The sequence below is a fragment of the Mycobacterium sp. E802 genome (genome assembly GCF_001666875.1).
In the GTDB taxonomy this organism is placed as follows: domain Bacteria; phylum Actinomycetota; class Actinomycetes; order Mycobacteriales; family Mycobacteriaceae; genus Mycobacterium.
On sequence record NZ_LZJD01000125.1, the window covers coordinates 1 to 10,852 of the forward strand.

A 10,852-nucleotide genomic window follows, 5' to 3' on the forward strand; every position below is an offset into this window, starting at 1 on the left:
CAACACCACGGCAACCAACCCATCCAACTACCACCCACCACAACCTCATTCACACGCTGGGCCGAACTACTCGACCAGTGCGCTCGCCACCCCGACGTGGTTGGCCACACAGCAGCCTGGCAGCGAGTGGCCACGATCCCGGCGGCGCTGCCGGCGCCCAAACCGGCCGACGACACCTTCGCCACGGCCGGATATCTGTCGGAGTTCCTGGATGCCGAGACCACCCACATGTTGCTCGGTGAGGTGCCCGCAGCGTTCCACGCCGGGGTGCAGGAGATCCTGCTGATCGCGTTCGCCCTGGCGTGGGCGCAGTACCTCGGGACCGGCGGTGGGGCCATCGCCATCGACGTGGAAAGCCATGGGCGCCACGAGGAAATGGCAGAGTTAGCCGGGGACTCCGGGCGCGACGTCGACCTGTCCCGCACGATCGGCTGGTTCACCGCCAAATACCCCGTCGCCCTCACACCAGGCGAACTGCGCTGGACCCAAGTCGTCGCCGGCGACCCCGCCCTCGGCACAATCATCAAAGACGCCAAAGAACAACTACGCAACCAACCCGACGGCCTCACCTACGGACTCCTGCGCTACCTCAACCCCGACGTAAACCTTGCCGGAGGGGACCCGGTCATCGGGTTCAACTATCTCGGCCGGCTGGGTTCACCCGCCGCATTTGCCTCGGGGGACGTGTGGCGCTTCGGCCAGGGAAACCTGTCGACGACCGGCGCAGCGGGAGAGATGTCCATACCTCTCGCGCATTCCGTGGAACTCAATGCGGTCACCGTCGACACCGACACCGGGCCACACCTCAACGCCACCTGGACGTGGGCCACCTCGGCCCTGGACCGCACTGCGGTCACCCGGGTCAGCCGGTTGTGGTTCGACGCACTGGCGGGCATGTGTGCCCATGTTCGCCGGGGCGGGGGAGGGCTGACTCCGTCGGACATCGTGCCGGTCAGGTTGAGCCAGCAGCAGATCGACGTGCTGCACAAGGATTTCCCCGTCGCCGACATCCTGCCGCTCACTCCCTTGCAGCAGGGGCTTCTCTACCACGCCGGCATCGCGAAGTGTTCCGGCGACGACGTGTATGCGGTGCAGCTGGACATGGCATTGAGCGGTCCGCTGGACGTGCACCGGCTCCGCGAGGCGGTGCAGGCCGTCGTCGACCGGCATCCGCATCTGGCAGCGCGGTTCTGCCCGCAGTTCGAGCAGCCGGTTCAGGTGATCCCCGCCGACCCGGTCGCGCCGTGGCGGTATCTCGATCTGACCGCCGACGGCGGTGACGCCCACGCGGGCGCTGATATCGATGTCGACGAGCAGATTCGACTGATCTGCTCGGCCGAACGCGCGGCGGTATGCGACCTGGAGAACGAGCCCGCCTTCCGGGCTGCCCTCATCCGCCACTCCGATCACGAGCATCGGTTCGTGCTGACCAATCACCACATCGTCCTCGACGGTTGGTCGATGCCGCTGCTGATGCAGGAGATCTTCGCCGGGTACCACGGAATCCGGCTGCCGGCGGCGTCGTCGTATCGCAGTTTCATGACCTGGCTGGCCGAACGGGATCACGACGCCGCCCACGCCGCATGGCGTGAGGTGCTGGCCGGTTTCGAGACCCCGATTCTCCTCGGCCCGCCGCAAAAGTTGCGGCTCGGACACCGCAGCGTCACGTCGTTCCGGGTACCGGCCAAGACCACCCGCGCCATCACCAAGCTGGCGCGCGCACATCGCACGACGGTCAACATTGTGCTGCAGGGCGCGTGGGCGTTGTTGTTGAGTTCCCTGAGTGGTCAGCACGATGTCGCCTTCGGCACCGTGGTGTCGGGTCGCTCACCCGAGGTGGAGGGGGCGGAGTCGATGCTCGGGCTGTTGATCAACACCGTGCCCGTGCGGGCGACCATCACACCGGCGGCGACGACAGCCGACCTGTTGGATCAACTGCAGAGTGCCCACAACGACACCCTCGAGCACCAACACGTGGCGCTCAGCGATATTCATCGCATCACCGGTCAAGACAGATTGTTCGACACGGTCTTCGTGTACGAGAACTATCCGACCGACACCGGCACGCCGCGGGATACCGAGGGGTTGACCATCACCGGTTTCAGCAGCCGCGATTTCTACCACTATCCGATCGCGGTGCAGGCCGGCCCCGGGCGCGAATTGGAACTCCGGGTGCAATACGACACCGATGTGTTCGATGCGGACAGCATCGATGCGTTGATCGAGCGGTTCACACAGGTGCTGGTGGCGATGACAACCCACCCCGGGCGCCGCTTGCTGTCTCTGGGTGTGCTCGAAACCGAACCGGCACAGTCCAACCGGCTGGAACGGCGTGATGCGGTCCCGGCACCGGTCCTAGACGACGCCGATTGCCCCTATTGCCCGCCGGCGAGCTTGATCGAGCAGATCGTGGCCAGCATCTTCGCCGAGGTGCTGGGCTTGGACCGGGTCGGAGTCCAGGAGTCGTTCTTCGATCTGGGCGGCGATTCGCTGTCGGCGATGCGGGCCATCGCCGCAATCAACGCCGCCCTCGACGTCGAATTGACGATGTTGACGCTGTTCGAGGCGCCGTCGGTGCGCGCCCTGACGCAGCACACCGCCACCACCCCGGCCCAATGACACATTGTCGTGTCATCGGGCCGGGGCTCACCACATGTACGGCACGAGGCGGTAGCGCGCTTTCTCCGTGTACTCGCGGTATCCGTCCAACTCCGCGACGAGCAGTTTCTCCTCATCGCGAATCCGGACGATGAGGGCGATCAGACCGGAGACGACCGGCACCAGCCCCCAATAGGAGCCGAGTGCGAGGGGGAAACCGACAATCGTCAGCACGTTGCCGGTGTACATCGGATGGCGCACCAGCCCGTACAGCCCTGTGGAGACCAGCTTTTGGCCTGACTCAACCTGGACGGTGGAGGCCGCGTAGCTGTTCTGGATGACCACCAGGCTCGTCACACCCAGCCCCGCGGCCACCAGAACATCGCCGGCCACGCAGATCAGCGGTGGCACCGTCGACCAGTCGAAGCGATGATCCAACCCGCTCACGATCACCATCGCCCCCAGCGATGCGTACCAGCCGGCGATGAGAACCTTTTGCACCGTCCGGGTTTCGGCCACCGGACCGGCGTGTTTACGGCGTCTGTGCGCAGCGGGATCGGCGCGTTGCAACAAGATGGCGGGAATCCAGGTCGAAAGGGCAAACACCACAAGGAAAATCCAGGCTTGCCAGAAGTTCAGGGTGCCGGCGAGGGCGAACAGCACCACGCCGAACACCACGAGTTCGACGAACCCCAACGCCAACACTCTAACAACGGCTTTCAACGATCCTCCCGGCGGCGCTCGGTTGGAGAGCGCACGCCTCAAATTACCGTCGTATAGCGGCAACTGGGGCGCGATTGACGGCCGCGCTCCGACAACTTCTACGTGAGTGGCCCGGCCAGCGCCGCCATGTGCCAGGCCGCTCCGAGGATGCCGCCTTGGACCAGCTCATCACCACATGCCACGTAAGCGCAGTTGTCGATGCTCATCGGAAACACCATGAAGCTCATCAACGCGACCACTGCCAGACCGGCCTGGATCAGAAAGAGCAACACACAGGCGGTGATGTCGGCGATCCGGACCCCGCGCGGGAGTCGACGGTCACGGGTAGTGGCGCCATCAGTCGATGGTTCGTCGCTCATCACGATCCACGGTATTCGCCGCAGGCGGTGGCCGGTGACGCAAACCGACCATGAACTGGTGTTTGTGGTGCCCTCGGTGAGATTCGAACTCACACTGTACGGGTTTTGAATCCGTTTCCTCTGCCAGTTGGGATACGAGGGCGTCCCGATCGGTACTGCGGCCTACCACCATAGAGGATGCCCCCGCGCTCGCCGAACGGAGGCTGTCACGACACAATGTTTTCCATGACCGGCTCACCCGCAGACGCTGACAAGCCCCGCCGCGTGCTCGTGGCCGAGGACGAAGCGCTCATCCGCCTCGACCTTGCCGAAATGCTGCGTGAAGAGGGTTACGAGGTGGTCGGGGAGGCCGGGGACGGCCAGGAGGCCGTCGACCTCGCCGAGGCCTTACGGCCCGACCTGGTGATCATGGACGTCAAGATGCCGCGCCGCGACGGTATCGACGCGGCCGCCGAGATCGCCAGCAAGCGCATCGCCCCGATTGTGATTCTCACTGCGTTCAGCCAGCGCGAGTTGGTGGAGCGGGCGCGCGACGCCGGGGCGATGGCCTATCTGGTCAAGCCGTTCAGCATCACCGACCTCGTCCCGGCCATCGAGGTGGCCGTGAGCCGGTTCAGTGAGATCGCCGCCCTGGAGGACGAGGTGGCGACGCTGGGGGAGCGGCTGGAGACCCGCAAACTGGTCGAGCGCGCCAAGGGGTTGCTCCAGAGCAAGCACCAGATGACCGAGCCGGAGGCGTTCAAGTGGATACAGCGGGCTGCGATGGACCGCCGGACCACCATGAAACGAGTTGCCGAAGTGGTGTTGGAAACGCTCGAGGACTCCGAGGAAGCCCCCGCCCAGGAGAACTGACCGGCGGGTCCCGTTGTTAATTGTGGGTTTCGCTCAGCCCTGAATTCCGCGTTCAGCCAGTACACGCCGAACGAGCATTGACCTAACATCGCGCACTCGGGCCGGTGGTTGGCTATGTTCTACCCGAAGCTCCGGCGTCCGACCGTCACGCGGCCGCGCGCCGGTGCCACTGACAACTTTGACGCGGAGGTGAAGCGTGCGCGGTGGCGTGGCACGGAAAGCATGTGCTCTCGGAAGTGCGGGCGTGATTGCCCTGGCGATCGCCGGCTGCAACCAGTCCGCTCCCGGGGGTGAGGCATCCCAGACCGATCTCAAGATCGTCGAGAAAGTCCAGATCGACGAGAACGGTGCCGAGATCAAGGCCGCCGAGGGCGTCACCCCCGCCGACCCCGCCGGGGACGGAAAGGCCACCTGCCCGCCGGTGATGATCGCCATGATGGGCGCGCTCAACGGTCCCGACGCCGCCCTGGGCATCAACATCAAGAACGGTGTGCAGCTGGCGATCGACAAACACAACGCCGCCAACGCCGGCTGCCAGGTCCAGCTCAAGGGCTTTGACACCGAGGGTGATCCGCAGAAGGCCACCGGGGTGGCACCGCAGATCGTCGACGAGCCGTTCATCATCGGCGTGGTCGGCCCGGCGTTCTCCGGGGAGACCAAGGCCACCGGCGACGTGTTTAACCAGGCCGGCCTGGTCGCCACCAGCGCATCGGCCACCAACGTCACGTTGAGCGAGAACGGGTGGCGGACCTTCTTCCGCGGCCTGGCCAACGATGGTGTGCAGGGCCCCTCGGTCGCCAACTACCTCAAGAACACCCTCGGCAACAAGAAGGTGTGCGTGGTCGACGACAGCACCGACTACGGCCTCGGGCTGGCCCAGGTGGTGCGTGAAACGCTTGGTCCCGTAGCTGATTCGTCGTGCAACATCTCGGTGAAGAAGGGCGACAAGGAGTTCTCGGCCGCCGTCACACAGATCAAGAACGCCGCCCCCGATTCGGTGTTCTACAGCGGGTACTACTCCGAGGCCGCACCGTTTGTGCAGCAGCTCAAGGACGGTGGCGTGACGGCGACGTTCGTCAGCGCCGACGGCACGAAGGATCAGCAGTTCGTCAACCAGGCCGGCGAATCCTCGAAGGGCGCATTGCTGTCCTGCCCGTGTGGCCCGGCCACCGGGACGTTCGCCGACGAATACACCAAGAAGTTCGGCCAGGCTCCCGGCACCTACAGCACCGAGGGCTACGACCTGGGCACCATCCTGCTCAAGGGCATCGACTCGGGTGCCATCACCCGGCCGGCGCTGCTGGACTTCGTCCGCAACTACGAAGGACAGGGTGTGGCCCGTAAGTACCAGTGGAACGACAAAGGTGAGCTGACCACCACCTTGATCTGGATGTACGAAGTCCAGTAGTCGCCGCACGAAACGCGTCCGAGACCGCCGCAGGACTCGGACGCGTTTCGTTCCCCAACCACTCCAGTCAGGAGCCGCCACCGGATGATCCACCAGTGCGTCGAGCAGTCCGCCTGCCTGGCCGCCAACATCAGTTTCAACCTGGACGGTCTACGAGACGGCTTCTGGCAGTTGACGATCGACGGGCTGTCGTGGGGCGCGATCTACGCGCTCGTGGCGGTGGGTTACACCCTGGTGTTCGGTGTGCTCCGGCTGATCAACTTCGCCCACTCCGAGATCTTCATGCTGGGCATGTTCGGCGCATACTTCTGTCTGGATGTCATCCTCGGCTTCAGCCCCAGCGGCAACGCCTACAACAAGGGCGTCGCGCTGACGGTGCTCTATCTGGGCATCGCGTTGCTCTTCGCGATGCTGGTCTCCGGATCAGCGGCCGTCGGACTGGAACTCATCGCCTACCGGCCGCTGCGAAAACGCAACGCCCGGGCGTTGACGTTCCTCATCACCGCGATCGGGATGTCGTTCGTCCTGCAGGAATTCGTGCATTTCGTCCTCCCCGAGCTCATGAAGGGTTACGGCGGTAGTAACGCCCAACAACCGATCGTCCTGGTACAACCGAAAACCCAGTTCACGGTCTTCGGTGCCACGGTGTCCAACGTGACGCTGGTGATCGTGGGTGCGGCTCTGGTGCTCGCATTGTTGACCGACATCGCGATCAACCGGACCAGATTCGGGCGCGGCATCCGCGCGGTCGCGCAGGACCCGACCACCGCCACGTTGATGGGCGTCTCCCGCGAACGCATCATCCTGCGGACGTTCCTGATCGGCGGTCTGCTCGCCGGTGCCGCCGCGCTGCTGTACACCCTGAAGGTGCCGCAGGGCATCATCTATTCGGGCGGTTTTCTGCTCGGTATCAAAGCGTTTTCGGCCGCGGTCCTCGGCGGCATCGGCAACTTGCGCGGAGCCCTGCTCGGCGGCCTGCTGCTGGGCATCATGGAGAACTACGGGCAGGCGGTGTTCGGAACCCAGTGGCGTGACGTGGTGGCCTTCGTCCTCCTCGTGCTGGTCCTGCTGTTCCGGCCGACCGGCATACTCGGTGAGAGCCTCGGGAAGGCGCGAGTATGAACGAGCATCACGATTCGACGTCTGCCGGACCGGTGAGCAGGACCCTGCTGGCACCGGGGGACGCGCTGCGCGACTCGTGGTCGGCATTGCCGCGGTGGGCCAAATGGGGTGTCGGGCTGGTCGGTTTCACTCTGCTCGGCCTGCTGCCGCTATTCACCCCGAACTTCCTCGACACCACCGGCATCAGCTTCGGCGGCACCATGGCGCAGTTCGCGATGGTCGCCATCATCGCGATCGGCCTCAACGTCGTGGTGGGGCAAGCGGGTCTGCTCGACTTGGGCTACGTCGGCTTCTACGCGGTCGGTGCCTACACCGTGGCCTTGCTGACCAGCCCCGACAGCCCGTGGAACAAGATGGGCCCCAACGGTTTCTTCAGCCAGGATTGGGCCTGGCTGTCGTGTGTACCGCTGGCCATGGCCGTCACCGCACTGGCCGGACTCATCCTGGGTACCCCCACCCTGCGGCTGCGCGGCGACTATCTGGCGATCGTCACCCTCGGCTTCGGCGAGATCATCCGGCTGCTCGCCGACAACTTGTCCGACGTCACCAACGGTTCGCGCGGGCTCAACCAGATTGCCTATCCACGTGTGGGGGAGAGCGAGAAGCTGCCCAGCGGCGTGTTCTCCAGCGGCAACTCGGCCGGTGAGGCCAATTACGGCACGTGGTGGTTCTGGCTGGGCCTGATCCTGATGGTCGCCATCCTGCTTCTGGTCGGCAACCTGGAACGCAGTCGCGTCGGACGGGCCTGGGTGGCGATCCGTGAAGACGAGGACGCCGCAGAGGTGATGGGCGTCAACGCGTTCCGGTTCAAGCTGTGGGCCTTCGTGATCGGCGCCGCGATCGGTGGCCTGTCCGGTGCGCTATACGCCGGGCAGGTCCAGTACGTCGCACCGCCGACGTTCAACATCATCAACTCGATGTTGTTCCTGTGCGCGGTGGTGCTCGGCGGGCAGGGCAACAAGCTCGGTGTCATCTTCGGGGCATTCGTCGTGGTGTATCTGCCCAACCGGCTGCTCGGGGTGGAATTCCTGGGAATCAACCTCGGCGACCTGAAGTATCTGTTCTTCGGCTTGGCGCTGGTGGTGTTGATGATCTTCCGGCCGCAGGGATTGTTCCCGGTGCGCCAGCAGCTGCTGACCTACGGTAAATCGGCCCGACAGTTGTTGCGCGGCAACACCGACAAGGATCCGGTCCGATGAGCGAACCCATGCCCGGCGTGCCGGAAAGCGTCGAGGAACTGGCCGGAGTGCATCGCGACATTCAGGCTGCCGAGGGTGAGATCCTGCTGGAAACGCGCGATCTGACCGTCAAGTTCGGGGGGCTGGTGGCGCTGGACTCGGTGAGCTTCAACATCCGTCGGGGCGAGATTCTGGGGCTGATCGGGCCCAACGGCGCGGGCAAGACGACGTGCTTCAACGCGATCACCGGGGTGTACCGGCCCAGTTCAGGCACGGTGGTCTTCGATGGCGCCCCGTTGGGACGGATCAAACGCCACCAGATCACCCGTCGCGGGATCGCGCGTACGTTCCAGAACATCCGGCTCTTCGGTGAGATGACCGCACTGGAGAACGTCATGGTGGGAACCGACGCGCGGCACAAGACCTCGGTGCCGGGTGCCCTGGTCCGCTCACCGCGGCACCGCCGCGAGGAACGGTCGGCGATCGAGAGATCGGCTGCCTTACTCCATTTCGTCGGGATCGCCCACCGCGGTGAGGAGAAGGCCAAAAATCTCTCCTACGGGGACCAGCGCCGCCTGGAGATCGCCCGGGCGCTGGCCACCGAGCCCAAACTGCTGTGCCTGGATGAGCCGGCGGCGGGTTTCAATCCGGCCGAGAAGTCCTCGCTGATCGAGTTGATCCGCAAGATCCGCGACGACGGCTACACAGTACTGCTGATCGAACACGACATGCGTCTGGTGATGGGGGTGACCGACCGCATCGTGGTGCTCGAGTTCGGTCGCAAGATCGCCGACGGTTTACCATCCGAAATCCGCGAGGACCCGAAGGTCATCGCCGCCTATCTGGGGGTGCCTGATGACCAACTCGGCTGAGTCCGTCCGCCCGGTGCTGCTCGAAGTGCGCGACGCGGTGGTGCACTACGGCAGGATCAAAGCGCTGCATGGGGTTTCGCTCACAGTGCGTGAGGGTGAGTTGGTCACGCTGCTGGGCTCCAACGGAGCGGGCAAGACCACCATGATGCGGGCCATCTCAGGTCTGCGGCCGCTCACCTCGGGCTCGGTGTGGTTCGAAGGCCGCGACATCTCGAAGGTCAAGGCGCATCAGCGGGTCATCGACGGGCTGATCCAGGCCCCCGAGGGCCGCGGGGTGTTTCCCGGCATGACGGTGCTGGAAAACCTGGAAATGGGTTGCTACGGGCGCAAATTCCCCTCCCGCCACGAACACCTCGAGCACCTGGACTGGGTCTTCACCACATTCCCGAGGCTCGCCGAACGACGCTCGCAGGTGGGCGGCACGCTCTCCGGCGGGGAGCAGCAGATGTTGGCGATCGGCCGGGCGCTGATGGCCCGGCCCCGCGTGCTGCTGCTCGACGAACCGTCGATGGGGCTGGCGCCGATGGTGATCTCACAGATCTTCCAGATCATCTCCCAGATCAACACCGAGGGCACCACGGTGCTGTTGGTCGAGCAGAACGCCCAACAGGCGTTGAGCCGCTCGGATCGGGCCTACATCCTGGAGACGGGCAACATCACCCGCACCGGTGACGCGCGGAAGCTGTTGGCAGACGACAGTATTCGTGCCGCCTACCTCGGTGTCGCCTGACATGGTCGCCAAATCGATCGCATTGTTCGTGCTCGCCGCGGTGCTGGAGATCGGCGGGGCGTGGCTGGTGTGGCAGGGAGTGCGCGAGCATCGCGGCTGGCTCTGGATGGGGGCCGGGGTGATCGCGTTGGGCGCCTACGGCTTCGTCGCGGCGTTCCAGCCCGACGCCCACTTCGGCCGTGTGCTGGCGGCCTATGGTGGGGTGTTCATCGCCGGGTCGCTGTTGTGGGGCATGGCGGTCGACGGTTTCCGGCCCGACCGCTGGGACGTGACCGGTGCGCTCGTCGCGCTCGCCGGTGTCGGTCTGATCATGTACGCCCCGCGCTGAGCGGCTCAACCCAGATGGGCACTTTCGTCATCGAGGTCATCGCGACTCAGGCCCATGGGAGTGGCAGCCGGAACATCCCCGGCGGCCACCACCTGCCGAGTGATCGGCGTCAGCACCTGGAACAAGGTGGTGATCTCGTCGTCGGTCAGCGCGCCCAGCGCCTCGAGGGCCAGCGCATCGGTGCGATCCTCGATGGCCTGCTTGATGTCTCGTCCGGCATCGGTGAGAGCGCCCTGCTCGTCCAGCCAGCCACGGGAGCGCAACTGCTCGACGTACCCTGCCCACTGTTCGTCGTCGTAATCACGGCTGCGCATGATCATCTCGCGGGGCACCCGGCCGGCCGCGGCGGTCGCAGCGCTGCGTCGAGCCGGCGTGACCGACTCCGACGCCACCCGCACAGCCGCCGACCTGATCGCGAAAGCCGCACGCACCGCGCCGTTGGACGGCCGGCCCCTCTATGCCGCCAACCGGGCGCTGCCGTGGCCGGAAGAGCCGATCGCCAAACTCTGGCATGCGGTCACATTGTTACGCGAGCAACGGGGCGACGGCCACGTCGCCGTTCTGGTCGGTGAGGGGATCAGCGGTCGCGAATCCAATGTGCTGCACGCCGCGGCCGGCCGGGTGCCCCGCGAGATGATCATGCGCAGCCGTGATTACGACGACGAACAGTGGGCAGGGTACG

At 65.3% G+C, this 10,852-nt stretch carries 11 protein-coding genes, 1 tRNA gene and 1 pseudogene; 9 read left to right on the forward strand and 4 right to left on the reverse strand.

Annotation, left to right across the window (positions count from 1 at the left end):
* A partial coding sequence (locus tag A5699_RS18625) for a condensation domain-containing protein (protein ID WP_067771994.1) occupies positions 1–2,619 on the forward strand: 2,619 nt, incomplete at its 5' end.
* A gap of 27 nt (positions 2,620–2,646) precedes the next feature.
* On the opposite strand, the gene A5699_RS18630 is transcribed toward A5699_RS18625, so the two are convergent.
* The 3 genes from A5699_RS18630 to A5699_RS18640 all read right to left on the reverse strand — a co-directional run bounded on the left by A5699_RS18630 (position 2,647) and on the right by A5699_RS18640 (position 3,822).
* The gene (locus A5699_RS18630; protein ID WP_067771999.1) at positions 2,647–3,321 is read right to left on the reverse strand and encodes an isoprenylcysteine carboxylmethyltransferase family protein; all 675 of its coding nucleotides are present in this window, start codon (positions 3,319–3,321) and stop codon (positions 2,647–2,649) included.
* A gap of 98 nt (positions 3,322–3,419) precedes the next feature.
* On the reverse strand, positions 3,420–3,680 hold the full coding sequence (locus tag A5699_RS18635) for a hypothetical protein (protein ID WP_067772001.1): 261 nt from the start codon (positions 3,678–3,680) through the stop codon (positions 3,420–3,422).
* Positions 3,681–3,745: 65 nt separating this feature from the next.
* Positions 3,746–3,822: transfer RNA gene (locus A5699_RS18640), tRNA-Leu, on the reverse strand.
* Between the two features lie 83 nt (positions 3,823–3,905).
* Between A5699_RS18640 and A5699_RS18645 the strand changes: the two genes are divergently transcribed.
* From A5699_RS18645 to A5699_RS18675, 7 genes are all read left to right on the forward strand, one after another.
* On the forward strand, positions 3,906–4,532 hold the full coding sequence (locus A5699_RS18645; protein WP_067772009.1) for an ANTAR domain-containing response regulator: 627 nt from the start codon (positions 3,906–3,908) through the stop codon (positions 4,530–4,532).
* A gap of 196 nt (positions 4,533–4,728) precedes the next feature.
* Positions 4,729–5,940 carry a branched-chain amino acid ABC transporter substrate-binding protein gene (locus A5699_RS18650; RefSeq protein ID WP_067772011.1) on the forward strand — a complete coding sequence of 404 codons (1,212 nt, stop codon included), beginning with the start codon at positions 4,729–4,731 and terminating at the stop codon, positions 5,938–5,940.
* Positions 5,941–6,024: 84 nt separating this feature from the next.
* Positions 6,025–7,062: a branched-chain amino acid ABC transporter permease gene (locus A5699_RS18655; RefSeq protein ID WP_067772020.1), complete on the forward strand. Its 1,038-nt coding sequence runs from the start codon at positions 6,025–6,027 to the stop codon at positions 7,060–7,062.
* Positions 7,059–8,261, forward strand: a complete 1,203-nt coding sequence (locus tag A5699_RS18660; protein ID WP_067772022.1) for a branched-chain amino acid ABC transporter permease — start codon at positions 7,059–7,061, stop codon at positions 8,259–8,261. The genes A5699_RS18655 and A5699_RS18660 overlap by 4 nt, the downstream gene beginning before the upstream one ends.
* Positions 8,258–9,112, forward strand: a complete 855-nt coding sequence (locus A5699_RS18665) for an ABC transporter ATP-binding protein (protein WP_067772024.1) — start codon at positions 8,258–8,260, stop codon at positions 9,110–9,112. The genes A5699_RS18660 and A5699_RS18665 overlap by 4 nt, the downstream gene beginning before the upstream one ends.
* Entirely contained in the window at positions 9,096–9,842 is a 747-nt protein-coding gene (locus A5699_RS18670; protein ID WP_067772026.1) for an ABC transporter ATP-binding protein, read from the forward strand. Before A5699_RS18665 ends, A5699_RS18670 begins: the two co-directional genes overlap by 17 nt.
* Before the next feature lies 1 nt (position 9,843).
* Positions 9,844–10,170, forward strand: coding sequence for a YnfA family protein (locus A5699_RS18675; protein ID WP_067772029.1), 327 nt, complete (start codon positions 9,844–9,846; stop codon positions 10,168–10,170).
* Between the two features lie 5 nt (positions 10,171–10,175).
* On the opposite strand, the gene A5699_RS18680 is transcribed toward A5699_RS18675, so the two are convergent.
* On the reverse strand, positions 10,176–10,484 hold the full coding sequence (locus A5699_RS18680) for a hypothetical protein (RefSeq protein ID WP_369806725.1): 309 nt from the start codon (positions 10,482–10,484) through the stop codon (positions 10,176–10,178).
* Here A5699_RS18680 and A5699_RS18685 point away from each other — a divergent pair.
* Positions 10,483–10,852: pseudogene (locus A5699_RS18685) on the forward strand (hypothetical protein); the annotation flags it as partial. The gene A5699_RS18680 and the pseudogene A5699_RS18685 overlap by 2 nt on opposite strands.